The 25443-nt window shown below is 73.3% G+C and carries 20 protein-coding genes and 2 pseudogenes; 14 read left to right on the top strand and 8 right to left on the bottom strand.

The window, feature by feature from the left end:
- Window positions 1–42: 42 nt before the first annotated feature.
- The 3 genes from AC07C1_RS34570 to AC07C1_RS34560 all read right to left on the bottom strand — a co-directional run bounded on the left by AC07C1_RS34570 (window position 43) and on the right by AC07C1_RS34560 (window position 1713).
- On the bottom strand, window positions 43–348 hold the full coding sequence (locus AC07C1_RS34570) for an SHOCT domain-containing protein (protein WP_478945603.1): 306 nt from the start codon (window positions 346–348) through the stop codon (window positions 43–45).
- A gap of 59 nt (window positions 349–407) precedes the next feature.
- On the bottom strand, window positions 408–866 hold the full coding sequence (locus AC07C1_RS34565; RefSeq protein WP_478945601.1) for a DUF6325 family protein: 459 nt from the start codon (window positions 864–866) through the stop codon (window positions 408–410).
- 148 nt (window positions 867–1014) lie between these two features.
- Entirely contained in the window at window positions 1015–1713 is a 699-nt protein-coding gene (locus AC07C1_RS34560; protein ID WP_478945600.1) for a GAP family protein, read from the bottom strand.
- Window positions 1714–1963: 250 nt separating this feature from the next.
- On the opposite strand from AC07C1_RS34560, the gene AC07C1_RS34555 reads away from it, so the two are divergent.
- From AC07C1_RS34555 to AC07C1_RS34505, 11 genes and pseudogenes are all read left to right on the top strand, one after another.
- Window positions 1964–2812 carry a YhjD/YihY/BrkB family envelope integrity protein gene (locus AC07C1_RS34555; protein WP_478945598.1) on the top strand — a complete coding sequence of 283 codons (849 nt, stop codon included), beginning with the start codon at window positions 1964–1966 and terminating at the stop codon, window positions 2810–2812.
- Between the two features lie 116 nt (window positions 2813–2928).
- On the top strand, window positions 2929–4254 hold the full coding sequence (locus AC07C1_RS34550; RefSeq protein WP_478945596.1) for a hypothetical protein: 1326 nt from the start codon (window positions 2929–2931) through the stop codon (window positions 4252–4254).
- Between the two features lie 146 nt (window positions 4255–4400).
- Window positions 4401–7070: a winged helix-turn-helix domain-containing protein gene (locus AC07C1_RS34545; RefSeq protein WP_478945594.1), complete on the top strand. Its 2670-nt coding sequence runs from the start codon at window positions 4401–4403 to the stop codon at window positions 7068–7070.
- Between the two features lie 139 nt (window positions 7071–7209).
- A complete protein-coding gene (locus AC07C1_RS34540; RefSeq protein WP_478945592.1) occupies window positions 7210–8838 on the top strand; it encodes an MFS transporter in 1629 nt (542 codons plus the stop codon).
- Between the two features lie 18 nt (window positions 8839–8856).
- Window positions 8857–9375 carry a hypothetical protein gene (locus AC07C1_RS34535; protein WP_478945590.1) on the top strand — a complete coding sequence of 173 codons (519 nt, stop codon included), beginning with the start codon at window positions 8857–8859 and terminating at the stop codon, window positions 9373–9375.
- Between the two features lie 102 nt (window positions 9376–9477).
- A complete protein-coding gene (locus tag AC07C1_RS34530; protein ID WP_478945588.1) occupies window positions 9478–9675 on the top strand; it encodes a hypothetical protein in 198 nt (65 codons plus the stop codon).
- 315 nt (window positions 9676–9990) lie between these two features.
- A pseudogene (locus tag AC07C1_RS34525) lies at window positions 9991–10602 on the top strand (HdeD family acid-resistance protein); the annotation flags it as partial.
- A 343-nt stretch (window positions 10603–10945) separates the two neighbouring features.
- Window positions 10946–11410: an SHOCT domain-containing protein gene (locus tag AC07C1_RS34520; RefSeq protein ID WP_478945586.1), complete on the top strand. Its 465-nt coding sequence runs from the start codon at window positions 10946–10948 to the stop codon at window positions 11408–11410.
- 33 nt (window positions 11411–11443) lie between these two features.
- Window positions 11444–11875: a DUF7144 family membrane protein gene (locus tag AC07C1_RS34515; protein WP_478945585.1), complete on the top strand. Its 432-nt coding sequence runs from the start codon at window positions 11444–11446 to the stop codon at window positions 11873–11875.
- 21 nt (window positions 11876–11896) lie between these two features.
- Window positions 11897–13810: a glycoside hydrolase family 15 protein gene (locus AC07C1_RS34510; protein ID WP_478945583.1), complete on the top strand. Its 1914-nt coding sequence runs from the start codon at window positions 11897–11899 to the stop codon at window positions 13808–13810.
- Window positions 13803–15239 (top strand): MFS transporter, encoded by a 1437-nt coding sequence (locus tag AC07C1_RS34505; protein WP_478945582.1) that lies wholly within the window; start codon window positions 13803–13805, stop codon window positions 15237–15239. The genes AC07C1_RS34510 and AC07C1_RS34505 overlap by 8 nt, the downstream gene beginning before the upstream one ends.
- Window positions 15240–15296: 57 nt before the next feature.
- Here the strand turns inward: AC07C1_RS34505 and AC07C1_RS34500 are convergent, their stop codons facing one another.
- The 3 genes from AC07C1_RS34500 to AC07C1_RS34490 all read right to left on the bottom strand — a co-directional run bounded on the left by AC07C1_RS34500 (window position 15297) and on the right by AC07C1_RS34490 (window position 19145).
- A complete protein-coding gene (locus AC07C1_RS34500) occupies window positions 15297–16391 on the bottom strand; it encodes a mechanosensitive ion channel family protein (RefSeq protein ID WP_478945580.1) in 1095 nt (364 codons plus the stop codon).
- Window positions 16392–16576: 185 nt separating this feature from the next.
- The gene (locus AC07C1_RS34495) at window positions 16577–18109 is read right to left on the bottom strand and encodes an amino acid permease (protein WP_478945578.1); all 1533 of its coding nucleotides are present in this window, start codon (window positions 18107–18109) and stop codon (window positions 16577–16579) included.
- A gap of 46 nt (window positions 18110–18155) precedes the next feature.
- Window positions 18156–19145 carry a hypothetical protein gene (locus tag AC07C1_RS34490; RefSeq protein WP_478945576.1) on the bottom strand — a complete coding sequence of 330 codons (990 nt, stop codon included), beginning with the start codon at window positions 19143–19145 and terminating at the stop codon, window positions 18156–18158.
- Between the two features lie 257 nt (window positions 19146–19402).
- Here AC07C1_RS34490 and AC07C1_RS34485 point away from each other — a divergent pair, with 257 nt between their 5' ends.
- The 3 genes and pseudogenes from AC07C1_RS34485 to AC07C1_RS34475 form a co-directional block, all read left to right on the top strand.
- A complete protein-coding gene (locus AC07C1_RS34485; protein ID WP_478945672.1) occupies window positions 19403–20833 on the top strand; it encodes an FGGY family carbohydrate kinase in 1431 nt (476 codons plus the stop codon).
- The gene (locus AC07C1_RS34480; protein WP_478945574.1) at window positions 20830–22254 is read left to right on the top strand and encodes an FAD-dependent oxidoreductase; all 1425 of its coding nucleotides are present in this window, start codon (window positions 20830–20832) and stop codon (window positions 22252–22254) included. The genes AC07C1_RS34485 and AC07C1_RS34480 overlap by 4 nt, the downstream gene beginning before the upstream one ends.
- Window positions 22255–22315: 61 nt before the next feature.
- Window positions 22316–23311 (top strand): annotated as a pseudogene (locus tag AC07C1_RS34475) (NAD(P)/FAD-dependent oxidoreductase); the annotation flags it as partial.
- A 340-nt stretch (window positions 23312–23651) separates the two neighbouring features.
- On the opposite strand, the gene AC07C1_RS34470 reads toward AC07C1_RS34475, so the two are convergent.
- A complete protein-coding gene (locus AC07C1_RS34470; RefSeq protein WP_478945572.1) occupies window positions 23652–24416 on the bottom strand; it encodes a crotonase/enoyl-CoA hydratase family protein in 765 nt (254 codons plus the stop codon).
- A 45-nt stretch (window positions 24417–24461) separates the two neighbouring features.
- Window positions 24462–25436 carry a lysylphosphatidylglycerol synthase transmembrane domain-containing protein gene (locus tag AC07C1_RS34465; protein WP_478945570.1) on the bottom strand — a complete coding sequence of 325 codons (975 nt, stop codon included), beginning with the start codon at window positions 25434–25436 and terminating at the stop codon, window positions 24462–24464.
- Window positions 25437–25443 lie beyond the last annotated feature (7 nt).

Below are 25443 nucleotides of genomic sequence, written 5' to 3'. Positions count from 1 at the left end.
TCGAGCCTAAGTCGCGCTCCGCGTTGCCCCAACCCGTGCGGCTCAGCCCAGGAGCTGCCGTTTCTGGTTCTCGAACTCCGCGTCCGTGAGTACCCCCTGGGCCTTCAGGTCGGCCAGCTGCTTGAGCTGATCGATCTTGTGGGTCATGTCGTCGGGCGCGGCGGCCGGCGGTGCGGCGGGAGCGGGCGGCGCGGCCTGGCGCTGCTCTTCGTACTGACCCTGTTGCTGCTGTTCGTAGTCCTGCTGGGCCCAGCGGCCGGCCTGCCGCCGTGAGACACGGTTGGACACGGCGGTGGCGGTTCCGGCGACGACGGCTGTGCGTGCGACGCCCCGAAGCAGTCCGGGCATGTTCGGTCATCTCCCAAGTCAACGCGTCGGCCGGTACGGAACCGGCCCGGTCGAGCCGTTCAGGCGACCACGGAGCCGCCGGGCGGCACCGTCTCCTCCGTGGCTTCCAGCGCCGCCAGCAGGGCCTGCACGGGAATGCGGCCGCTCGCGACGAGTTGGGCCCCGCTGCGCCGCAACGCGCCGGCCAGGGGAGCGGCCCACAGGTTCTCGTACACCAGCACCGCGGCCGAGTTGCCGGGCTCCAGCGCGTTGGCGGCCTCGTCCAGGTCACCCTGGTCCAGTACACCGGCCGACGCTCCCTCGAACACCGACAGGTCGATCTCGTCACCGAGGTCCCGCAACTCCAGACCGACCACCGAACCGTCGGTCTCCTTCCGGACGAAGGCGAGGTCGATGATCCGGACGATGCCGCGCTCGGCGAGATCGACCAGAAGCGGGAACGCCTCACCCGTCATCCGGTTGCCGGGAAACTCGATGACCAGGTAATCGACGGGTCCCATTTCTTCGACGCTGTCCATGACCACTCCTTCGGAGCCGGAGGGAAGCCGGGACCGCCCACCCGCGCATCTGCCTCCCCGGCGGTGCGCACGGCCGACGGTCGTCGTCCCCCTTGCCCCTCCAGTCCAGCACGCGGCGGTGGACCTCGCACGTCCGTGCCCGCAGGCGTCATCCGGTGAGCTGGTAGATGCTCTTCCCCACCAGCCACAGGCCCAGCAGGAGGCAGATGGTCACCAGCGCCTGCTCCTGGTGATGCTCCATCCGCGCGCGCAGGCGCAGCAGACGCGCCGTCGCCTCGGCCGGGCTGAACACCACGTACAGCTCGATGGCGAGCAGACTCGCGGTGGCGAGCAGGCAGAAGCAGAACAGCGCGACCCAGGTCACGAAGTGCGAGGTGTCCGCCTCCACCACCGTCGTCGCTCCCGCCGCGACCATGCCCCAGGGCTGCAGGAGCACGGCGAGTCCCGCCGCGGACCAGACCGAGCCGCGGTCCATCCGCGCGTTCAGGTCCGAGGACGACGCCCGGCCGTCCGCGCGGGACACCCCGGACACCGGGCCCCGGTCCGCCCGGGGGCGGACGGCGGCGCGTCGTCGGCGCCGGTGCTCGCCGTAGACGATGAGCGACACCCCGATGAGCAGCTTGACCGCGAGGACGGCCGTCGAGGGCGGAGACCTGGGCGGTGGGGGCTGCCCACCGGTCAGGGCCAGGACGAGGGCGATGACCACGACCAGACACGCCAGCCAGCTCAGGATGAAGACCAGGCCTTTCCACCCGCCCCTCGCCGACGCCACCACCAGGACGAACGCCATGACGGGCAGCGGGTCGAGCGCGATGGCCAGGGCGATGAGCAGCAGGTCGAGCACCATGGCGACCCCATCCGCCGGGACATGACGAGAGTAGGCAGGAGCCGCGTGGATGACATCTCCTGGCCCCCGGGCGGCCGACGCGGCGTTCTCGGGGTGCCGTCGTCCGCCACGCCCCCCACTCTGGACGCAGCGAAGGGAGCGACGTCATGCCGACCACGGAACCGGCGCCGTCAGCGGGAGCGCGCCGTCCGTGCCGCCACGGAGCTTCCCCGGGCCGGTGATGGCAGTGGGAGGGCGCACCCAGAGGCTGATGGCCTGGGTGAAATCGGTCCACCGGCGGGCGGAGGCCCGGTTCCCGGTGGTCACTCATCTCGCGGACCGCATGGTGTCCGTGAACATCTTCGACTCCGCCACGCGCATCGCCGCGCAGTGCTTCGTGACCGCGGTCCCGCTGCTCTTCGTCGTCGCGGCGTACGCCCCGCCGGCTGTGCGCGACCAGCTGATCGGCTCCGTGAAGGCGGTGTTCGGGCTGACGGGCGCGACGAGCACCGAGCTGGACAAGGTGTTCCAGCCGGCGCCGCAGGACCTGCAACAGGCGACCGGCGTGGTGGGCGGTCTGATGGTCCTGCTGTCGGCCACCGCCGTCAGCCGGGCGGTGCAACGCCTGTGCAGACGCGCTTGGGAGGTCCCGAGAGCGGGAACCCGGATCGCCCCCTGGCGATGGCTGGCGTGGCTCGCGTTGTGGCTCACGGCCATGGTCCTCCAGGGCCCTCTGCGCGAGGGCTTCGGAGTGGGCGCCTGGCTGGGCGTTCCCCTCACGTTCGTGAGCCAGGTGGGCCTGTGGTGGTGGACGCAGCATCTGCTGCTCGGCGCCACGATCGGCTGGAAACCCCTGCTGCCGGGCGCCCTGTTCGCGGCGACCGTCCTCACCACGCTGTCGGTGACCGCGCGCCTGTACATGCCGCGGGCCCTCAACCGCGCACTCGCGGAATTCGGTTCCGTCGGTTCCGTGTTCGTGCTGCTGTCCTGGCTGATCGTCGTCTGTGTCGCGGCCTCCGTCAGCCTCAGCGTGGGTGCCGTCCTGGCGCAGGAGCCCTTCCTGGCGCACCGCCTGGGCAGCCCGCCTCCCCTGCGTGACCGCGAGTCGCCGGACCAGTGACGCTTCACGCGGGGGAGTGCCCGGCGTCGCCCGTCCGGCCTCCCCCAGCGCGCGGAACGCCACCACGGCTGACGGAATGGGTGTTCTCAGGCATCCACCGCGCCGGGAGGGCCCCCGTGACCGAACCGCCCGAACCGACCGCGCCGGATCCCCACGCCCCGGACCAGGCCGCGCCTCGCACGGACCATGCCGCGGGCCGCGTCGCGCGCAGCACCGCCTCGGCCGTGCTCCTCGTGCTGACCTGCATCCTCGTTCCGGTCGCGCTCCTGGCCACGTGGGTGCACGACATCGCGCTCGACACCGACCGGTACGTGGCCACGGTCGCGCCGCTGGCCGACGACCCGGCCGTCCAGGACGCCGCGGTCCACCGGATCAGCGAGGCCGTGGGTGCGCGCGTGAACGGCCCGCAGGCCGCAGCCGACATCGCCTCGTGGCTGCAGAAGCAGGGCCTGCCGCCCCGCGCCGCCGACGCCATCAGGGGGCTGGGACCGCAGCTCGACTCCGCCGCGAACCAGGCCGTGACCAAGGCGGCCACCCGTGTCGTCGAGAGCGACGCGTTCGCGACCGTGTGGCGCGGCGCCAACCGCGCGGCTCACAACGCCGTCGTGCACGCCCTGACCGGCGAGGGACGCGGGGCGGTCGGGGTCAGCGACGGCACGGTGACCCTGGACCTGGGTACGGCCGTCGACCGGGTCAAGCAGGAGCTGGTCGACGCGGGCCTGAAACCCGCCGACAAGATCCCGCAGGTGAACAAGCAGCTGGTGCTGTTCCACTCCGACCAGCTCGCCAAGTTCCGCAAGGGCGCGCACCTGCTCGACGTCGTGGGGAACTGGTTCCCGGTCCTGGTCGTCGTTCTCGGCGCCGCCGGGGTGCTCCTGGCCCACCGGCGGCGCCGGGCCCTGGTGCGCACCGTGCTGGGCGCCGCCCTCGCCTGCCTGGTCGTGGCCATCGCCCTGGTCGTGGCCCGCCGCTACTACCTCGACCACCTGCCGGCCCAGGTGCAGTCCAAGGCCGCGGCCGGGGCCGTCTTCGACACCCTGCTGCGCTTCCTGCGGGTCAGCCTGCGGACGGCGATCGTCCTGTGCGTCGTCGTCGCGCTCGGCGCCTACCTCGTCGGTCCGGGACGACTGCCCGTGGCCGTCCGCGGCGCGTCCGACCACACCGCGGACTCCGCCGCCCGGTGGGCGGCCGGGCATCACGTCACCACCGGGCGCGTCGGCGCGTGGACCCTGGCCTACCGCCGCCGGCTCAGCCTGGCCGCCCTGCTGATCATCGCGCTCGTCTTCGCGCTCTGGAACCATCCGACGGTCCTCACGGTGCTGCTGCTCGTCCTCGTGCTGCTCGGCGTCCTGGCGCTGCTCGCCCTGCTGGCGGCCGGTGGCCGCGTCCAGCTCGGCGCGGCACGCAGGGAGCCGGGCCGGGCCCGGGACGCCGACCACTGACCGCGGCACCCGCCGGAGCCGGCGGCCGCGCGCGGCGCGGGGACCCGCGGGTGGGCCGGCCGTCCTTGTGCGGCGGAGCGGGAAGACTGGGATGCTGATCGTGTGGAGCCCCCTCCACGGCCCGAAGGACAGGGGTGGTGATCCCCTTGGCTGCCAGGCACGAGAACAGGCGGGGACCGGCCGTCGCGGACGTCGATCCTCTGGGAGAGCCGTTTCTGCGGACACGGTTCGCCCTGCCGGCCAGGCCGGCCACCTTCCTGCGCCGCCCGCGGCTCGACGAACATCTCGACCAAGCCGTCGAGACACCGCTGACGATGGTCAACGGCTCGGCCGGCGCGGGCAAGACCCTGCTCGTCGCCGACTGGGCCGCCCGGCTGGGCCGACCCGTCGCCTGGTTCACCAACGGGGCCGGGGACCAGGGCTGCGGAGTGTTCTGGGCCCATGTGCTCCAGGCCCTGCGCGCCGCCGACGTACCGGTCCCGGCCGAGATCGGCTGCCCCGGGGACGCGAGCCGCGTGGACCGCAAACTGCTGGCCCGTCTCGCCGACGCCCTGAGCCGGCGTGAAGAGGCCGCCCTCCTCGTCCTCGACGAGTTCGACCGGGTGACCTCCGCGCGGATCGCGGAACAGCTGGAATTCGTCCTGCACCACGCCGGGCAGGGGCTGCGCCTGATCCTCGTCACCCGCACCGAGCCACTGCTGCCGCTGCACCGCTACCGTGCGGCCGGGGCCATGACCGAGATCCGGGACGCCGAGCTGGCCTTCACCGCCGACGAGGCCGGTGCGCTCCTGGAACGGCACGGGCTCAGGCTCTCCCCGGAAGCCACCCGCGCCCTGGTGGAGCGCACCCGCGGGTGGGCTGCCGGGCTGCGCCTGTGCGCCCTAGCCGCCCAGCAGAGCCCGGACCCCGAGACGTACCTGAGGGATTTCGAGGCGGGCCGGAGCACCATCGCCGACTTTCTCCTCGCCGAGGTGCTGAAACGGCAGCCGGCCCGTGCGCAGGACCTCCTGCTGCGCGTCAGCGTCGTGGAGTGCTTCGGTCCCGGACTGGTGGCCGAACTGACCGGCCGCGGCGATGTCGAGCCCATCCTCGCCGACCTGCACAGCCAGAACGCCTTCGTGGAGGCCGTCGGGCACGCGTACCGCCTGCATCCCCTGTTCGCCGAGATCCTCCGGGCCCATCTGCGGGTCCGCTCACCCGGCCTGGAAACCGAACTCCACCGGCGGGCCGCGCGGTGGCTGCGCGACTCGGGCTCCCTGCCCGAGGCGCTGGCGCACGGCGCCGCCGCGGACGACTGGGACTTCACCGCCCAGGCTCTCGTCGACGACCTGGCGATCGGCCAGTTCTTCACCGGCCTGCGCGCGGGCGACCTCGCCGAGCTGTTCTCCCGGATGGGGCCCGAGGCCACGAGCGTGGCGGCGCACCTGGTGCGCGCCGCGCGCGACCTGTCCGAGCGGGACGTGGACCACGGCCTGGTCCATCTGCGTCAGGCCGAGGACCGCCTGGCCTCGCGGGCTCCCGACGCCGTGGGCCGGTTGAGCTGTGTGCTGCTGGAGTCCCTGGCGGCCCGGCTGACCGGTTCCCCCGGCATGGCCGAGCAGGCCGTGGCGACGGCCGGGGAACTGCGGGGCGAGGTCCCCGCACAGCTGCTGGAGAAACACCCCGAACTCACCGCCCTGCTGCTGACCCACCTGGGCTCGGCCCGGCTGTGGGCCGGCCGCTTCGAGGACGCGCGCGCGGCCCTGTCCGAGGTCGCCGGATGCCCGAGCGGCGCCTCGACGGCCATGCCACGAGAGGACTCCCTCGGACAGCTGGCACTGATCGACTACCTGAACGGCTGGCTCAGCCGGGCGGAGCGCAAGGCGCTGGCGGCCCTGAGCGAAGCGGAGAAGTTCGGCCTGTGCCGCACCAGCCCCTCCGGCTCCGGGCTCGGGCAGCTGGTGCTGGCGGCCGTGGCCGTGGATCGCGGCGAACTCCGGCAGGCACAGTCCCTCCTGGACGACGCGGCCGGCTCGGGCACCCCGCCGGATCCGGTGACGGCCGCCGGCCGGTCGCTCGCGACGGCACGGCTGCTGCTGGCGCGGGGCGAACCACGGGCCGCAGCGGCGGCGGCCGATCCGGCCGTACCGGCCCTGGCGGTCTCCCCCTGGGCGGCGGCCCTGACGGGGCTGGCCGCATCCGCGGCCCATCTGACCGAGGGCCGCCCGGACAGCGCCGTCAAGGTGCTCGACGACGTCCCCTGCGACACGGGATCCACCTACGCGGCGGACATCGCCTGGGCCCGGTTGGCCGCCGGGGACCGCGAGACGGCCATCGACCTGCTCGACCACACGCACACGGGGGGCCGCACCGGCCCCGGGGTGAGCGTCCGGGCCATGCTGGTGCGCGCCGGGGCCGCCCAGGAGACGGGAGATGCCGGCACCGCCTGCAAACTGCTCGCCCGGGCCCTGCTGGAGGCCCGGCGGGAGCGGCTGCGGCGGCCCTTCCTCGAAGCCGGACCGGGTCTCCGGCGCCTCCTGTGCGCACCGCCCCTGCAGGACCTGGCCGAGGGCTGGCTGACGCCGTGCGGCGCCACGCCGAACGGCGGTCCGGGCGCGTCCGCGGAGGGCTCGTCCCTGGTCGTCGAGGAGCTGAGCGGACGCGAGCGGGAGGTCGTGCGCAGCCTGGCCCAGATGATGTCGACGGAGGAGATCGCCGCCGACCTGTGCGTCTCGGTCAACACGGTGAAGACCCACCTCAAGAGCGTCTACCGGAAACTGGGGGTGAGCGGGCGCGGCGAGGCCGTGCGCCGGGCCAGGAGCAGCGGACAGGTCTGAGCGCCGGCCCGGCTGTTCGCCCGTGGGGGGTGAGGCGCGCACCGGCCACCTCTGCTGCGATGAGGACGGCGACCGGACACGCCCGGGCCGCCACTGCGGGACCGAGCGGTCGCCCGGAGCACTCGGCGAGGTGGACACGGTGGCACATTGGCGGGCTCTGATGGTGCTAGGGATGGCCCAGTTCCTGATGGTCCTGGACACGTCCGTCATGAACGTCTCCATCAGCCGGCTGGTCGAGGACTTCCACACCGATGTCACCGCCATCCAGAGCGTCATCACCCTGTACGCGCTGGTCATGGCCGCGTTCATGATCATCGGAAGCAGGCTCGGCGACATCCACGGCCGTCGTCGTCTGTTCCTGCTCGGCCTGGTCGTGTACGGCACCGGATCGGCGCTGACCGCGCTGGCGCCCACCCTGTGGGTTCTCGCCCTGGGCTGGTCCGTCATCGAGGGAATCGGCGCCGCGATGGTGCTGCCGGCCATGGCGGCCCTGGTCGCCGAGTCCTACCGGGGCAGGGACCGGGCGGTCGCCTACGGTGTGATCGGGGGACTGGCCGGTGCCGGCATCGCCGTCGGCCCGTTGCTGGGCGGCTGGGTGACGACGTATCTGACCTGGCGGCTCGTCTTCGCCGGCGAGGTCGTGGTCGTCGTGGTCGTCCTGTGCTGCCACCGGGTGATCAGGGCGTCCGCGCGGACCGGACCGCCGCCCCGGCTGGACGTGGTCGGCGCGGTCCTCTCGGCGGCCGGACTGGGGCTGGGTGTGCTCGGGGTGCTGCAGAGCAGCACCTGGGGCTGGGTGCAGCCGCGCAACCCCCCCTTCACCGTCTTCGGCTTCGCACCCACCCTGTTCGTCGTCGGCGCCGGGGTGGCCGTGCTGGCCCTCTTCGTGCGCCTGGACCGCAGACGTGAGGCCGCGGGCGCCGACCCCTTGGTGCACCTGGCCCTGTTCGGCGTACCGCCGCTGCGATGCGGTCTGCTGACCCTGCTGAGCCAGAACCTCATCCTGCTCGGCCTGTTCTTCACCGTCCCGCTGTACCTGCAGGTGGTACAGGGATTCGATGCCTTCCAGACCGGACTGCGGCTGCTTCCGGTGTCCCTCACCATGCTCGTCACCTCCCTCGCCGCCGCCAGGCTCGGCCGGACCCTCGGGCCGCGCCGGATCGTCCGGCTGGCCCTGCTGACGCTGGCAGCGGCCATCGTGTGGCTGCTCGCCACCATCGACCCGGTCATCGACGACGCGCAGTTCGCCGGCGCCATGGCCGTGCTCGGCATCGGAATGGGGCTGCTCGCCTCCCAGTTGGGCAACGTCGTCCAGTCCAGCGTGGGTGAGCGGGAACGCGGTGAGGTGGGCGGTCTGCAGTTCACCGCGCAGAACCTCGGCTCGGCGCTGGGCACCGCACTCATCGGGTCGATACTCATCGGCGCGCTGGCGCACGCGTTCACCGCCGAGGTGGAGAGCAACCCGCGAGTGTCGGACCAGGCCCGGCAGCAGACCGGCGTCGCGCTGGAAGCCGGGATCAACTTCGTGCCCACCGACCAGGTGCGGTCGGCAGCCCAGCGCGCCGGGCTGCCGTCGTCCGAGATCGACGCTCTCACGGACTCGTACGCCTCGGCACAGCTCGCCGGCCTGAAGGCGGCGATCCTCGCCACCGGCGCGATCACTCTCGCGAGTTTCCTCGTCACCTCCCACCTGCCGACCGCCCCGCCCCGCCGTCCCCCGCCGGTGAAGGGCGGCGCACCGGCGGGCCTGACCGGCGCCACGGACTGAGCGCGAAGGGGTACGGCGATGTCCTCGACCCACCGGACCGCGGCGCGGGCACCCCGAGCCGAGCGCCGCTCGCACGCCGACTACACGGGCGCGGTCTACGGATCGATGCTCGCCGCGTCGGTGGTGATCGGCGCCGGCGGCCCGGGCGCGTTTCCCCGCCTGCAACTGGTGCTGCTGCTGGTGCTCACCGGCCTCGTCTTCTGGGTCGGGCACGTGCACGCCCAGTTGTTCGGGGCCCGTCTCGCGCAACGCTCTCTGGACCGTCCGACCGTCCTGCGGGTGTGCCGTGAGGAGTGGCCGATCGTCGAGGCGGCCGTCCCGCCGGCCCTCGCCGTCGCCGTGAGCCCGCTGCTGGGCCTGGGCGTCAAGGGTGCCGGCTGGCTGGCGGTGGCGGTCGCCGTGGCCGGGCAGGTCGGCTGGTCGGCGGTCGGCGCACGGCGGACCGGGGCGTCCTGGCGCCTGGTGGCGGGCACCGCCTCGGTCAATCTGCTGCTCGGCCTGGTGATCATCACGTTCAAGATCGCCCTGACGCACTGAGCCGCCGGCCCCGGATCACCTGCGCCGGGTGAGGACCGGTGCCCCGGCGCGGAGCAGGCTATCCACTGAGACCGCAGCCGGCCCGCGGCGGGAGAACGGCCCATGCGTTACGAGATCCGCGTCGATGGACACATGTCGGAAACCCTGACCGAGGCTTTTCCGGAGCTGGATCACGTGATGATGTCCGGGCAGACGGTCCTGTTCGGGCCGGTGGTCGACGAGGCGCACCTGTACGGGCTGTTGATCCGCTGCCAGTCGCTGGGTCTGCGGGTCGTGGAGATGCGGCAACTGCCGGAGTGACCACGGCTCACAGATCGGCCGCCACGATCCGGCCCGAGCGCGCGGCCTCGCCCAAGGCACCCGGTGCGGCCATGATCCACCCTCCTGGTCCTGGGGCCCGCCGTTCGCTCCCCGAACCGGCTCCCGCGGTGCCGGGGCCAGGAGCACCGGGCCGGCCGCCGGTGGATCCACCCCACCCCTGCGGGCGGGCGGCGGGATCACCCGTGGTGGGTGATCCGCCGCACCCGCTCCCTGGCGATGCTCTCCGTCTGAGGGGCCGCGCCGCCGCGCCGGTGGTGGTCCGCGGACAGCGTTTCGAACACGCGAGGAGGAGCCATGACCGAGTCGCGTGGACAGGAGCCGTGGAGCGGACTGCCGTATCCGCCCGGCGAGGCGGCGACCGGCCCCGGGGCCTCCATGACGGGGATCGCCCGCTCGTGGACCTGGATCCTGGCGTCGGCGATCGCGACGCTCGTACCAGGCGTGCTGATCCTCGTCTGGCCGGACGAGACTCTGCATGTCCTCGCGGTCCTCATCGGCCTCTACCTGCTGCTCACCGGCGCGCTGCGGTTCGTGACGGTGTTCGCGCGCGAGAGCCACGGGGAACGGCTTCCCGGACTGCTGATCGCGGTGCTGTACGTCCTGGCCGGCGTGCTCTGCCTGCGCAACCCGCTGCAGACGATCTCCGCGCTGTCACTGATCGTCGGGCTCGCCTGGCTGGCGTCCGGCATCCTCACGCTGCACACGGCGATCGCCGCCAGGGACCTGCCGCACCGCGGTGTCGTCCTGGGCGCCGCGCTGCTCGGCATCGTCGCGGGAATCGTGGTGCTGGCGCTGCCCACGGAGTCGGCGCGGGCGCTGACCCGGCTGCTCGGTCTGTGGCTGGTGCTGCTGGGCCTGGTCGAGCTGGTGGTAGCGATCGCGTGGCGGGCCGCGCTCCGCAGGAACGACACGCAGCCGGACGAATCCGGCACCCGGCCTGGTGCGACCGGCACTCCGGGCGCAACCGGCACGCCGGGCGGACCTGGCAGCCGGCCGGACGTGGCCGGCACGCAGCCGGGCGGACCTGGCACCCGGCCGGACGCGACCGGCACGCAGCCGGGCGGACCTGGCACCCGGCCCGACGCGACCGGCACGCAGCCGGGCGCACCCGGTCCCGCGGAGTGACCCCGCTGGGCCGCACGATCACCCGCCTCGGGTGAGGACGTCCCCGCCCTGCCGTGTGCACGCTGAGAGCAGCCGAGACCGGCTTGACGCACTCGACGAGCCGGCCCGTTGACGGAGGAGTGACATGAGCGCGCAGACCTATCTCGCGTACGACTATCCGCTGCTGAGCGTCTTCTGGTCCATGCTGGTGTTCTTCCTGTGGATCATGTGGTTCGTCCTGCTGTTCCGGATCATCGCCGACATCTTCCGCGACGACGACATGGGCGGCTGGGGCAAGGCCGGCTGGACGGTCTTCGTCATCGTGCTGCCCTTCCTGGGCGTCTTCGTCTACCTGATCGCCCGCGGCAAGGGCATGGGCAAGCGGGAGATAGCGCAGGCACGCGGCCAGCAGGAGGCCTTCGACTCCTACGTCCGGCAGACCGCGCAGGGCGGTGCGGTCAGCAGCGCGGACGAACTGGCGAAGCTCTCCGACATGCGCTCCCGCGGTGACATCACCGACGAGGAGTTCCGCAAGGCCAAGGAACTGGTCCTCGGCAACGCCGGACCGGCACGGGGCTCCGACTCCGTTCCCACCACCTCCGGGCGCTGAGCCGCGCCCACGAGAACGAAACGAGATCACCACATGACCACGACACCTCACGCACGCGGTCACACCCGCACCGCCAAGGAGCAGTGGGCCGGTGGCCTGACGGGCTTCGCGGGCGTCATGCTCATGATCGCCGGACTGCTCAGCCTCTTCCGGGGCATCATGGCGATCGCCCAGGACGACGTCTTCGTCAACACCCCCAACTACGTCTTCAAGTTCGACCTGACCAGCTGGGGCTGGATCCACCTGGTCCTGGGCGTGATCGCCGTGGCCGTCAGCTTCGGCCTGTTCGCCCCGGCGATGTGGGCACGCGTCGCCGGAGTCGCCATAGCGGGACTGGTCATCATCGCCAATTTCCTCTCCCTGCCGTACTACCCGGTCTGGTCGGTCGTGATGATCGCGGTGTCGGGCTTCATCATCTGGGCCCTCTGCGTGGTCAAGCCGGACGACTCGGTGATGGGCCCGTAGGACCCGGTGGAAGGATCGAGAATGGACCGGTATCCACCCATCGCCGAACACGGGATGGTGGGCGACCTCCAGACGGCGGCCCTGGTGTCGTCCGGCGGGACCGTCGACTGGTGGTGCGCTCCCCGCTTCGACTCGCCCAGTGTCTTCGCCTCGCTCCTGGACAGTGAGCGAGGCGGGCACTGCCGGCTGGCGGCCGAACCCCCGGACGGGGACGGAATGTCGGTCCGGCAGCTGTACCTGCCCGACACGGCGATCCTGGTCACCCGGTTCATGGGGCCCGGCGGCGTCGGTGAGGTCGCCGACTTCATGGCACCCATCGACGCCCCGACGCCCACCGACCGGCACCGTATGACCAGGGTCGCCCGGGTCGTGCGGGGCAGCCTGCCCTTCGTCTTCACCTGCCGGCCGCGCTTCGACTACGGGCGCGCCCCGCACAGGCTCGGCCTCACCGACGCGCACGCGGCCGTCCTGCACGGTCCGGGCACCGAACTGCACGTCCAGTCCACCACCGGGGTCCCGTTGCGGGCCGACGGCGACGACGTCACCGCCCGCTTCACCCTCTCCGCCGGTCAGGCCGCCGCCGTCGTCCTGACCAGCACGGCGGAGGGAGCCGCGGCCCCGCCGGCGCCGTCCCTGCAGACCGTCGCCGAGGACGTGGAGGAGTGCCGGCACTTCTGGCTCTCATGGCTGGGTTCCTGCACCTACCGTGGCCGCTGGCAGGACGTGGTCAACCGCTCGGCGATCACCCTCAAACTGCTCACCTACGCACCGAGCGGGGCACCCGTCGCCGCGGCCACCATGGGCCTGCCCGAGCAGGTCGGCGGCGAGCGCAACTGGGACTACCGCTACACCTGGATCCGGGACGCGTCCCTGTCCGTCCGGGCCCTGACCGATCTCGGCTTCGCGGAGGAGGCGCATGCCTTCCGCCGCTGGCTGCGCGACCGTGTCGAGGCCGGTGCCACCACCTCCGGCGACCCCCTGCAGATCATGTACCGGGTCGACGGCGACCCCCACCTGACCGAGGAGGTCCTCGGCCATCTGGAGGGCTACCTCGGATCACGGCCGGTGCGCGCGGGCAACGCGGCCGCAGACCAGCTCCAGCTCGACATCTACGGCGAGGCCTCCGACGCCCTGGTGGTCGGCAGGGACGTCGGCGCGGTCCGGGGCTGGAAGGCGCTGAGCGGCGTGCTGGACTGGCTGGCCGACCACTGGGACCAGCCCGACGAGGGTATCTGGGAGACCCGGGGAGGCCGGCAGAACTTCACCTACAGCCGGCTGATGACCTGGGTGGCGTTCGACCGGGGCGTCCGCGCGGCCACCCTGTTCTCCCGCCCGGCCGACCTCACGCGCTGGACGGCCGTCCGGGACGCCGTCTTCGAGCAGATCATCGAGCACGGCTGGCACGACAAGCGGAAGGCGTTCGTGCAGCACTTCGACACCGACGTCCTGGACGCCTCGCTGCTGCTCATGCCCCGGGTCGGTTTCCTCTCCCCGAACGACCCGGACTGGATCAGCACCCTCGACGCCATGGACGCGGAACTGGTCAGCGACAGCCTCGTCTACCGCTACGACCCCACCGCCTCGCCCGACGGACTGCGCGGCTCCGAGGGCACGTTCAACCTGTGCAGCTTCCTCTACGTCGAGGCGCTCGCCCGCTCCGGCCGCCTCTACCAGGCCCGGCACGCCTTCGACAAGATGCTCACCTACGCCAACCACGTCGGCCTGTTCGCCGAGGAGATCGGCCCCTCCGGCGAGCAACTCGGCAACTTCCCGCAGGCGTTCACCCATCTCTCCCTGGTCACCGCCGCCATGGCGCTCGACGAGGAGCTGGGCCGGACGCAGGCGGCACCGCGGACCGGCGGCACCCGGCACCCCGCGATCCATGGCTTCACGGCGCCCCCCGAAACGACGGACGGAGGCACCGACCGTGGCTGACGGAGCAGTTCCGGTGACCGCGCGGCCGGGGCAGCGGCGGGTCCTCGCCGCGCTGGCTCTCGCCCAGTTCATCTGCAGCTTCGCCGGCTCCAACATGAACGTGATGATCAACGACATCAGCAGGGACCTGGACACCAGCGTCCAGGGCGTCCAAGTGGCCATCACCGTCTTCCTGCTGGTCATGGCCGCGCTGATGATCCCCGGAGGCAAACTGACCGACCGCTACGGCCGCAAGCGGTGCTTCGTCGTCGGTCTCGTCGTCTACGCCGTCGGCGCCCTGCTGAGCGCGGTGTCCCCGGGGCTCGGTGTCCTCATCCTGGGCAACTCGATCCTCGAGGGAGTCGGCACCGCCCTGCTCATCCCGCCCGTGTACATCCTCACCACGCTGCTCTACCCGGACCTGACCTCGCGCGCCCGGGCGTTCGGGATCATCATGGCGCTGGGCGGCGTCGGGGCGGCAGCCGGACCGCTCATCGGCGGGCTCATCACCACCGGCATCAGCTGGCGCGCGGCCTTCGTTTTCCAGGCTCTGGTCATCGCGGTGATCGTCTGGCTGAGCCGCCGTATCGAGGACCCCCTGCCCCCCGATCCGGGCCGCCCCTTCGACACCTCCGGAGCGGTCCTGTCCGCGGCGGGCCTGGTCCTGATCGTGATGGGCATCCTGGCCGCGGACAACAACGTCTGGCTGATGATCGCCCTGATCGTCCTCGGCATCCTCGTCCTCGGCTGGTTCTTCCGCTCGTCGCGTGCCAAGGAACGGGCCGGCCAGGAGCCGCTGCTGTCGCTCGCCCTGTTCCGCAACCGCACCTCCAACCTCGGCCTCGTCACCCAGAACGCCCAGTGGCTGCTGCTCATGGGCACGTCCTTCACGGTGGCCGCCTACCTCCAGGTGGTCCGGGGCTACGACGCGATCCAGACCGGAGTGGTCTTCACGGCGGCCACGCTCGGGTTGCTCATGACGTCGCTGTCCGCCGAGGCGCTGACGCGGCGCCGGCCCCAACGGACCCTGATCATGACCGGCTTCGTCCTCTCCGTCGTCGGCGTGGCGCTGCTCGTCGCCCTGGTCGGCAGCTTCTCCACAGCCTGGGCCTTCGTTCCCGGGCTGCTCCTCGTCGGGGTGGGCCTCGGAGTGATGCTGACCCCGTCGGTGAACATCGTGCAGTCGAGCTTCCCGGAGGAACTCCAGGGCGAGATCTCCGGCCTGTCCCGCAGCGTGTCCAACCTCGGCTCGTCCTTCGGTACGGCGATCGCGGGCACCATCCTCGTGTCCGGACTCACCAAGGGCGCCTACGCCGCGGCGATGATCACGCTGGGAGTGATCGGCCTGGGCGGCCTCGTCGCGGCTGCGCTCCTGCCACGGACACCGGCCGCCACGCCGAGCCAGGGCATCTCGGCCACCGCACCGGGAACGCGGCCCCGGGGCGGCTGATCGCAGGCCGCGTGGCGGCCCCGGACGGCGGCGGAGGAGTGGATCGCCTCGCCGGCCTCAGTCGGCCAGGGAGGACGAACCGGGTGTCACGTTCTCCCCGCTGCGCTGCTGCGGGATCACCACCGTGCCCTGCTGCAGGGCCACCGTACGGGTGGGCGCCGGGATGCGGATGCCCTCCTCGCGGTAGCGGCGGTGCAGGCGCTTGATGAACTCGTGCTTGATCCGGTACTGGTCGCTGAACTCGCCGACGCCGAGGATCACCGTGAAGCCGATGCGGGAGTCGCCGAAGGTGTGGAAGCGGATGGCGGGCTCATGGTCCGGGACGGCGCCCGTGACGTCGGTCATGACCTCCGTGACGACCTCCGCGGTCACCCGCTCGACCTGCTCCAGGTCGGAGTCGTAGCTCACGCCGACCTGCACCAGCACGGTCAACTCCTGCTCCGGCCGCGTGTAGTTGGTCATGTTGGCCTTGGCCAGCTGGCCGTTGGGGATGACCACCAGGTTGTTGGAGAGCTGGCGGACCGTCGTCTGGCGCCAGTTGATGTCGACGACGTAGCCCTCCTCGCCGCTGCCGAGCCGGATGTAGTCACCCGGCTGGACGGTCTTGGAGGCGAGGATGTGGATGCCCGCGAAGAGGTTGGCGAGGGTGTCCTGCAGGGCCAGGGCCACGGCCAGACCGCCGACGCCCAGGGCGGTCAGCAGGGGCGCTATGGAGATGCCGAGCGTCTGGAGCACGATCAGGAAGCCGATCGCCAGCACCAGGACGCGCGTGATGTTGACGAAGATGGTCGCCGAGCCCGCCACGCCCGAGCGGGACTGGGTGACCGAACGGACCAGGCCGGCGATCACCCGGGCCGCGGACAGGGTCACCACGAAGATCAGCCAGACCTGGAGGATCTGGTCGACGTGGTGCTGGACGGTTCGCGTCAGCGGCAGCACCGCCGCTGCCGCCGCCGCGCCGCCCGCGATGGCCGCCCACGGGACGACCGAGCGCAGCGCGTCCACGATGACGTCGTCGCCGCTCCACCGGGTCCGCTTGGCGTGCCCCGCCAGCCAGCGCAGCAGCGTGCGTGACATGAAGGCGAGCAGCAGGCCCGCCCCCAGGGCGATTCCGGCGAGAACGAGGTCGTCCAGGGTCAGCGCGCGGTTCACCGGTCACCTCCGGAACGGAAAGCGGCTGCGCTGAGCCTGCTGTGAAGTCTCGTCACGTTGTCACCTGCTCGATGTCCGGGATGTGCGATCGCGCGGGCCGGCCGGCCACGGAGGCCCACGCGCTCGCACATCCTGCCCTATCCGGCACACCAGTTCGCACCCGGACCGGCACCACCGACGTGCGACTAGACGATGCCCTCGGCGAGTTCGGCCTGGTCACGGTCGCTGCCGTACGCGGCGGTGGCCGGCGTGCCGTACGACCGGCGTGCGACATACCACCAGACGCTGGCGAGGACCAGGACGACGGCGAGGGCGATCGAGGCGTAGTTCATCGTGTCGACCGTGACCGGTGAGCCCTGCGGCAGGCAGAACAGCACGGTCACACAGGCCACCCACACGACCGCGATCCAGCCGATCGGTCTGCTCCACCGGCCCAGGTGCCAGGGCCCCCGCTGGAAGCGGTCGCCGGCGCGCAGCCGCAGCAGCACGGGGATGGCGTAGGCGGGGGTGATGCCGATGACGTTGATGGCGGTCACCGCGTTGTACGCCGTCGCCGAGTACAGCGACGGCAGGGCGAGGACGCCCGCCACGACCACCGCCAGCCAGACGGCGGCCACCGGGGTCTGGGTGCGGCCGCTCACCTTGCGCCACAGGTGCGAGCCGGGCAGCGCCCCGTCCCGGCTGAAGGCGAACACCATCCGGCTGGCCGCGGCGACCTCGGCGTTCCCGCAGAACAGCTGGGCGATGATCACGACGAGGAGGAGGGCGCAGGCGCCGTCGGTGCCGAGGCCGTCGAGGAGGATCTGCGCGGGCGGCACCCCGGTGCCGGTGGTGCGTGTGCCGTCGTAGTCCTGGATGGCGAAGGTCAGGCCGGCCAGGAGCACGAAGCCCGCGAGCCAGGAGACCCAGATGGACCGGACGATGCCGCGGGCCGCGGCGACGGAGGCCTGCGAGGTCTCCTCGGACAGGTGGGCGGAGGCGTCGTAGCCGGAGAAGGTGTACTGCGCGAGCAGCAGGCCGATCGCTGCCACGTACAGCGGGTTCGACCAGCCGGTCTCGTTGACGAACTTCGTGAACACGAAGGACGCCGACTGGTGGTGGTCGGGGACGATCGCGAGCGTGCCGACGATGAGCGCGACGCCCGCCAGGTGCCACCACACGCTGACGGAGTTGAGCACGCTGACCAGACGGACGCCGAACAGGTTCAGCACCGCGTGCAGCAGCAGGATGGCGCAGAAGATCAGCATGGTCTTGCCGGGCGTCGGCTCGAAGCCCCACTGCAGGTTGGCGAAGGCGCCGGTGAACAGGGCGGCGCCGTAGTCGATGCCGGCGATCGCGCCGAGCAGACCGAGCAGGTTGAGCCAGCCGGTGTACCAGCCCCAGCGGCGGCCGCCGAGCCGGTCGGCCATGTAGTACAGGGCGCCGGAGGTCGGATAGGCGCTGGTGACCTCGGCGAGGGCGAGGCCGACGCACAGCACGAACAGGCCGACGCCCGCCCAGCCCCACAGCATCACGGCGGGACCGCCGGTGTTCAGGCCGAAGCCGTACAGGGTCATGCAGCCGGACAGGATCGAGATCACCGAGAAGCTGATCGCGAAGTTGCCGAAGCCGCCCATGCGGCGGGCCAGCACCGGCCGGTAGCCGAGCTCGCGCAGGCGCTGCTCCTCGTCCTGCCGCGGCAGGCCCGGGGAGGGAGCTGGATCGGGGGTGCGGGACATGCGGAAACCTCCGGGAATCAGGGGACTTCGAGAAACGGGGGAGGGGTCAGTGCCCCGTGGTGCCGTCCGTGGCCGCCCGGCAGCGGTCCCGGGCCTGCGCGAAGACCTCGACGGCACGGTCGCGGTCGGGGGTGCGGTACATCCAGGGAGGGGGCGTGAAGTACGGGCCGATCGCCTCGAACACCCGTGCCGCGTCCGGGAACCGGAGAGAGCCCCACAAAGCGTGGGCCAGGTGGTTGAGGTCAAGCAGGGAGCGTTCGGCGCGGTGGGTGTGCTCGAACCAGGAGTGCAGGGCGTGCCGCGCCTCACGGGCCGCGTCCTCCGCCACCCAGTGCAGGTCCAGCGCCGCGTCGTGCCCGCTGTCCCGGCGGTAGCGCTCGACGCGGACGTACAGCGGCAGCAGGTGCAGCGCGGACCCGGGCGGCGCCTGCCCGGCGGCCCACTGCGCGTATCCGGCGGCCTCCGCGAGCCGGCCCGAGCCACCGCGCGCGTACAGGAACTGCAGCATCCGGTGGTGTGCCTCGCGGTTGTACGGGTCTCGCTCGCCGGCCTCGGCCAGCAGCCCCCAGGGGGCCGGCGGCAGCATCGGCTCCGGCGCGGCGGCCCGGTGCTCCTCCCAGCGCTGTTCCGGGTCCAGCTGGGCCAGCGCCAGCAGGCACACCCAGGGAACGGGGTCCTGCGGGGCGGCCCGGGCGGCGGACTGGGCGGCGTCCCAGGCCTCGATCCACAACTCATGGGTGCGGCGGTGCCGTTCCCGCTGGGCGCGCAGCGCACGCTCCACGCCGACCCGGGCGTGCATCACCACCGCGTGGACACTGCCCGGTTCCTCCGTGAGCCAGGCCCGCACCACGTCGGTGCCGGCCGCGGCCGCCGCCAGGACCTGGGTGCGCTGGGTCCACTGCCACCACTGCGTGGTGTCCGCGAGCAGGGTCCGCATGGCCATCCAGCGCCCGGTGCGCAGATCCTGGAGCGCGCCGCGCAGGGCGTTGTCGGGGCCGGCGGGGTCGTAGGAGGGGCGGGGAGCTTCTCTGGCCATCAGCCGTCGGCCCCCTGCCACTGGCGCGTGGGCGAGGTGGCGGGGTGACGTAGCAACAGCCCTCCCCTGGGCGGTGATCGAAGTGTTGCGCAGTGGTCGGCGGTCACTATAGAGGCGCGGGTTCCCCCCTCACCATTGTTGTCAACTCAACCATCCGCTCAGGTCAGTTGACCGTCAGCCGGTGACCCTTGACGCGAGGCGCCGGCCGACGGCAGGCTGACGCGGTGATCTTCGGGACCGGAGTGCGGGAGGGCGCGATGACGGGGCCGGTGCTCGCCGTCGACCAGGGCACCTCCGGCACCAAGGCCCTCGTGGTGTGCCCGGAACGCGGGGTCCTCGGCGCCGGGTTCGCCGAGGTCCGCCCCCGCTACCTGCCCGGCGGACTGGTCGAGGTGGACCCCGCCCAGCTGTACGACTCGGTGGTCGACGCCGGCCGGCGCGCGCTCGCCGAGGCCGGCGAGGACGTCGTGGCGCTGGGCCTGGCCAACCAGGGCGAGACCGTCCTCGCCTGGGACCCGGCCGGCGGGCGCCCCCTGACCGACGCCCTCGTCTGGCAGGACCGGCGCGCAGAGACCGTCTGCTCCGAACTCGCGTACCACGGCGAGGAGTTGCGACAGCTGACCGGCCTGCCCCTGGACCCGTACTTCGCCGCGCCCAAGATGGCCTGGATCCGCCGCCACCGCACCCGCGAGGGCGTCGTCACCACCTCCGACGCCTGGCTGGTCCACCGCCTCACCGGCGCCTACGTCACCGACGCCGCCACCGCGGGCCGTACGCAGCTCCTCGACCTGGACCACGCCGACTGGTCCCCGCGCGCCCTCGACCTCTACGGCCTGAGCGGCGAACGCCTCCCCGAGGTGACGGACGTGGCCCAACCGGTCGGTACCACCCGGGCGTTCGGCCGCGAGATCCCCCTCACCGGCCTGATCGTCGACCAGCAGGCCGCCCTGCTCGCCCAGCGCGTCACCGGGCCCGGAGCCGCCAAGTGCACCTACGGCACCGGCGCGTTCCTGCTCGCACACACCGGCGAGCACCCCCGGCGCGGCACCTCCGGCCTGGTCAGCTGCGTGGCCTGGCGGCTCGCCGGAACCACCAGCTACTGCCTGGACGGCCAGGTCTACACGGCCGCCTCCGCCGTCCGCTGGCTCACCGGCCTCGGTGTCATCTCCTCCGCCGCCGACCTCGACCCGGTCGGCGGCGCCGTACCCGACAGCGGCGGTGTCACCTTCGTCCCCGCCCTCGCCGGGCTCGCCGCCCCCTGGTGGCGCGGCGACCTGCGCGGCTCCCTCACCGGGCTCGGCCTCGACACCACTCCCGGACACCTGGTGCGCGCCCTGTGCGAGGGCATCGCCGCCCAGGTCGCCGAACTCGCCGACGCCGCCGCCACCGACCTCGGCGCCCCCCTGGACCTGCTCCGCGTCGACGGAGGCCTGACCCGCTCGGCCCTGCTCATGCAGACCCAGGCCGACCTGCTGCAACGCCCCGTCGAGGTGTCCGCGCTGCCCGACGCCACCGCGCTCGGCGCCGCCGCCCTCGCCCGCCTCGGCGCGGACCCCACGCTCGGCGTCGCGGACGCCCTGCCCGACCGGAAACCAGCCGCCGTCTACGAACCCCGCATCCCGGCCGGCCAGGCCGCCGAACGTCGCGCCGGCTTCCGCGCCGCCGTCGCGGCCCTGCTCGACGCGTGACCGTCACGGCGGAGGGACCGCTGCCCGCGACGCCGTACGACGTGACGGTCGTCGGCGCCGGTGTCGTCGGCTGTGCCATCGCCCGGGAACTCGCCCGCCACCCCCGTCCGCGCATCGCCCTGGTGGAGGCCCAGGACGACGTCGGCCAGGGCACCTCCAAGGCCAACACCGCCATCCTGCACACCGGTTTCGACGCGACCCCCGGCACTCTGGAGGCCCGGCTCGTCCGCGACGGCTACCAGCGCCTGAGCGCCTTCGCCGCCCAGTCCGGCATCCCCGTCGAACGCGTCGGGGCCCTGCTGGTCGCCTGGGACGAGGAGCAACGGGCCGCCCTGCCCCGGCTGGCCGAGAAGGCCGCGCGCAACGCGTACACCGGCACCCGCCTGCTGAGCGCCGCGGAGCTGTACGCCCGCGAACCCCACCTCGGGCCAGGCGCGCTCGGCGCTCTGCACGTCCCCGGCGAGAGCGTCATCTGCCCCTGGACGACGACCCTGGCCTACGCCACCCAGGCGGTCCGCGCCGGAGTCGATCTGCACCTCGGCACCGCTGTGCGGCAGGTCGCCCGCGAGGGCGCCGGCCACCGCCTGACCACCACCCGCGGCACCCTGCACACGCGACACCTGGTCAACGCGGCCGGGCTGCACGCCGACACCCTCGACCGCCGGCTCGGCCACGAGGACTTCACCGTCACCCCGCGCCGCGGCCAGCTCCTGGTCTACGACAAACTCGCCCGCCCGCTCGTCCGGCACATCCTCCTGCCCGTGCCGACCGCCCGCGGCAAGGGCGTCCTCGTCGCCCCCACCGTGCACGGCAACGTCCTGCTGGGTCCCACCGCCGAGGACCTGCACGACAAGCGGGCCACGCACTCCACCGCCGAGGGCCTGGCCGTGCTGCGGGACAAGGGCCGCCGTATCCTGCCCGCCCTGCTCGCCGAGGAGGTCACCGCCGTCTACGCCGGGCTGCGCGCGGCCACCGGACACGAGGACTACCGCATCACCGCCCACCCCGAGCAGGCGTACGTCACCGTCGGCGGCATCCGCTCCACCGGCCTGACCGCATCCCTGGCCATCGCCGCCCATGTCACCGGCCTGCTGGCCGCCAACGGCCTCGACCTCGGCCCGGTGAGGGAGCTGGAGCCGGTGACCATGCCCAACCTCGGCGCGGCCTTCCCGCGCCCCTGCGAACAGCCCGGCCTCATCGCCACCGACCCGGAGTACGGCACCCTCGTCTGCCACTGCGAGCGGGTCTCCCGCGGGGAGATCCGCGACGCCCTCGCCAGTACGGTCCCGCCGCGGACCCTGGAGGGTCTGCGCCGCCGCACCCGGGCGCGGGCCGGCCGCTGCCAGGGGGCCTACTGCGGGGCCGCGGTACGGGAGTTGTTCGAGCGGGGCCCGGCGAAGGGGGCGGGTCATGGCCAGTGAGGGCGTGCCGGCCGTCACCGGCGAGGACGGGCCGGCCATGACCGGCGAGGACATGCGGTCCATGGCGCCCGCGCGCCGTGTCGACGTGCTCGTCGTCGGTGCCGGCCCCGCGGGGCTCGCCGCCGCCGCTCGGCTGGCCGCCGCCGGTGCCGGGCGCGTGGAGGTGCTGGAGCGGGAGGCGCAGGCCGGGGGAGTCCCGCGCCACTGCGTGCACGGCGGCTTCGGCACCTGGACCCGTCCGCTGACCGGCCCCCGGTACGCCCGCCTGTCGACGGAGGCCGCCGCTCGGGCGGGAGCCGTGATCCGGACCGGGGTGACGGTGCTGGACTGGGGAACCGAGGGGCTCCATCCGCACACCACGGACCCCCGCGGACCGGCGGCGGGCGAGGCCGGGACCGAGGGAATCGTTCTGCGTACCACCGGCCCCCGCGGACCGGAGACGATCGAGGCGCGGGCGGTCGTCCTGGCCACCGGCGCCCGCGAGCGCCCGCGCCCGGCCCGGCTGGTGCCCGGCACCCGGCCCGCCGGCGTCTACACCACCGGCGAACTCCAGCAGGCCGTCCACCTCTTCGGGCAGCACATCGGCAGCCGCGCGGTCGTGGTCGGTGCCGAGGACGTGTCGTACGCGGCGGCCGGCACCGTCCGCGCGGCCGGTGCCGAGGTCGTCGCCCTGGTCACGGAACATCCGCGCCCCCGCACGAGCCGCGCCCGCGCCCAGTCGGCCCGTCTGCGCCACCGCATCCCGCTGCTGACCGGCACCACGGTCGCCGAACTCCTCGGCCGAGGGCGCCTGTCCGGGGTCCGCGTCCGCCACCGTGACGGCCGTACGGCCGTGCTGCCCTGCGACACGATCGTCTTCACCGGCGACTTCGTCCCCGAGAACGAACTCGCCCGCCGGGGCGGCCTCGACCTGGGCCCGCGTCCACACACCTCACGGCCGGGTGTCTTCGCCGCCGGCGGAGTCCGCGTCCCGGGCCGGCGGGCCCGGGCGGCGACCCGGGACGGAACGTCGGTGGGCGGTGCGGTGCTGGAGTGGCTGGCGGCAGGCGAGTGGCCCGACCTGACCGCGGATCCGCGGGTGACGAGCCGGTAGGAGCCACGCACCCGGGACGCCCGCCTCCCGTGCACCGTGTGCGGTACGGTTCCCGTGCTGGTGCTGGTGCTGGTGCTGGTGCTGGTGCCGGCGACTGTGTCTGTGCGTGTGCCTGTGCCGGCGCCTCTGCCCGTACGTGCCGGTGCCTGTGACCGCCTGTGGCTGTGTGACCGCGCCCTGGTCCCGCGGGCGACGGACAGGCGGGGTCGCCACGAGCCGCCCGCCCGGTCCCGGCCCACGGGCGAACCTCAGCCGCGTCCCGGGCCGATCGCGGCCCGCGCAGCCGGTGATCAGTCCCCGGCGCTCACTGCTCCGCGGCGGTACCGTGCCGCCCGGCCCCCGCGGCGAAGCGTGCCGCTCCCGCCACGCCCTCCGCCAACACGCCGGCGCCGTGGTGGAGTTCGGTCCGCATGGCCGTCGTCTCGTCCTGACCCTCCTGGTCGAGGAGCGACGCGCGGTCGCTGCGCACGCAGGCCTGCGGGAAGCGGGCGATGTCCGCCGCGAGCGCCTCGGCCTCCGCGCGGGCGCTCCCGGTCGGCACCAGCCGATTGGCGAGGCCCATCCCGTACGCCTCGCGGGCCGGCACCGGCCGGCCGGTGAGGATCAGGTCCATGGCCCGGCCGGCACCGATCAGGCGGGGCAGCCGTACCGTGCCGCCGTCGATCAGGGGCACGCCCCAGCGGCGGCAGAAGACCCCGAACACGGCGTCCTCCTCCGCGACCCGCAGGTCGCACCACAGGGCGAGTTCCAGGCCGCCCGCGACCGCGTGCCCGGCCACCGCGGCGATCACCGGCTTCGACAGCCGCATCCGGGTCGGTCCCATCGGGCCGTCGCCGTCCTCGGCCACCCGGTTGCCGCGCTCGGTGCCGATCGCCTTCAGGTCCGCGCCCGCGCAGAAGGTGCCGCCCTCGCCCCACAGCACCGCCACGCGGGCACCGTCGTCCTCCTCGAACGCCCGGAAGGCGGCGGCGAGTTCGGCGGCCGTCGGACCGTCCACCGCGTTGCGGGCCGCCGGCCGGGAGAGGACGACCGTGGTGACGTACTCCTTGCGTTCCACGCGGACCGGCACGGTGGGCGCTCCTTCCCAGGGGGTGGCTCGGAGGGCCACTGTGCCTCAGATGACCTTCAGCCGCACCAGCGCCCCCAGGGTCAGCGCCCCCGGAACCAGTGGCACCCATACGGTGATGACCCGGTAGGCCAGCACCACCGCCGTGGCCATCGCGGCCGGGCCGCCCATCGCGACCAGCGCCACGATCAGCGCCGCCTCGACGGAACCGAGCCCGCCCGGCGTGGGCACCAGGGCGACCGCGGCCGTCGCCGCGAGATACGCCAGCGCCATGTGCCCCGGCGGCACCGGCAGCCGCAGCGCCTGGCCGACGGCGGCCAGACCGGCCGCCTGGAGAGCCGGGAAGGCCAGCGAGCCGCCCCACAGGGCCAGGGCGCGGGCCGGCCGGGTGTGCACCGACCGCGCCTCGCCCAGAACCTCCCGCGCGAACGCGCACACCCGGGTGCGCAGCGGCCGTACGAGCGCCAGGGCGGCCGCCGCCGCGGCCGGCAGGCCGGCCGCGCCCAGCAGCAGCGGGAGCGCCGAGCCGTCGGGCAGCAGGGTGCCGAGCCGGAGCGCGTCCGGGAAGGCGAGCAGCAGCGCGGCCAGCAGACCGAGCCGGCCCACGCACTCGGCCAGCAGGTACAGGGCGAGCGCGGCCGAGGAGCGGGCGAGCGGCACCCCGCACACGGTCATGAAGCGCAGGTTCACGGCGCCCGCGCCGAGCCCGGTCGGCAGTAGATGGTTGGCCGCGCCGGCCGCGAACTGGGTTGCCAGCAGCCTCCCCTTGGGCAGTGCCTGCACCACCGCGCCCTGCCGGGTGAACGCGGCGGCCACCCAGCTCAGGCAGGTCGCGCCGGCCGCCGCGAGCAGCCATGGCCAGGAGGCGGTGCGCAGCTGGCCGAAGCCCTCGGCGAGCACCGAGCGGTGCCGTACGGCGGCCACGGTGACGAGCACGAGCGGGACCAGGCACAGCACCTGGCGGAGGGGGACGCGACGAGGGAGTCGTCCCCGGGGCAGTGGAGGGAGCGGGACGGCTGTCACATCCCCA

The organism is Streptomyces sp. NPDC045022, from assembly GCF_056432605.1.
This window is presented reverse-complemented; position numbering and strand designations above follow the sequence as displayed.

What these genes read in the sequence shown, in the direction of transcription:
- AC07C1_RS34520 (WP_478945586.1), top strand. Translation starts at nt 10,946, where the DNA reads ATGAGCGCGCAGACCTATCTCGCGTACGACTATCCGCTGCTGAGCGTC.
- AC07C1_RS34485 (WP_478945672.1), top strand. Translation starts at nt 19,403, where the DNA reads ATGACGGGGCCGGTGCTCGCCGTCGACCAGGGCACCTCCGGCACCAAG.
- AC07C1_RS34510 (WP_478945583.1), top strand. Translation starts at nt 11,897, where the DNA reads ATGGACCGGTATCCACCCATCGCCGAACACGGGATGGTGGGCGACCTC.
- AC07C1_RS34570 (WP_478945603.1), bottom strand. Translation starts at nt 348, where the DNA reads ATGCCCGGACTGCTTCGGGGCGTCGCACGCACAGCCGTCGTCGCCGGA.
- AC07C1_RS34555 (WP_478945598.1), top strand. Translation starts at nt 1,964, where the DNA reads ATGGCCTGGGTGAAATCGGTCCACCGGCGGGCGGAGGCCCGGTTCCCG.
- AC07C1_RS34490 (WP_478945576.1), bottom strand. Translation starts at nt 19,145, where the DNA reads ATGGCCAGAGAAGCTCCCCGCCCCTCCTACGACCCCGCCGGCCCCGAC.
- AC07C1_RS34495 (WP_478945578.1), bottom strand. Translation starts at nt 18,109, where the DNA reads ATGTCCCGCACCCCCGATCCAGCTCCCTCCCCGGGCCTGCCGCGGCAG.
- AC07C1_RS34560 (WP_478945600.1), bottom strand. Translation starts at nt 1,713, where the DNA reads ATGGTGCTCGACCTGCTGCTCATCGCCCTGGCCATCGCGCTCGACCCG.
- AC07C1_RS34515 (WP_478945585.1), top strand. Translation starts at nt 11,444, where the DNA reads ATGACCACGACACCTCACGCACGCGGTCACACCCGCACCGCCAAGGAG.
- AC07C1_RS34535 (WP_478945590.1), top strand. Translation starts at nt 8,857, where the DNA reads ATGTCCTCGACCCACCGGACCGCGGCGCGGGCACCCCGAGCCGAGCGC.
- AC07C1_RS34565 (WP_478945601.1), bottom strand. Translation starts at nt 866, where the DNA reads ATGGACAGCGTCGAAGAAATGGGACCCGTCGATTACCTGGTCATCGAG.
- AC07C1_RS34530 (WP_478945588.1), top strand. Translation starts at nt 9,478, where the DNA reads ATGCGTTACGAGATCCGCGTCGATGGACACATGTCGGAAACCCTGACC.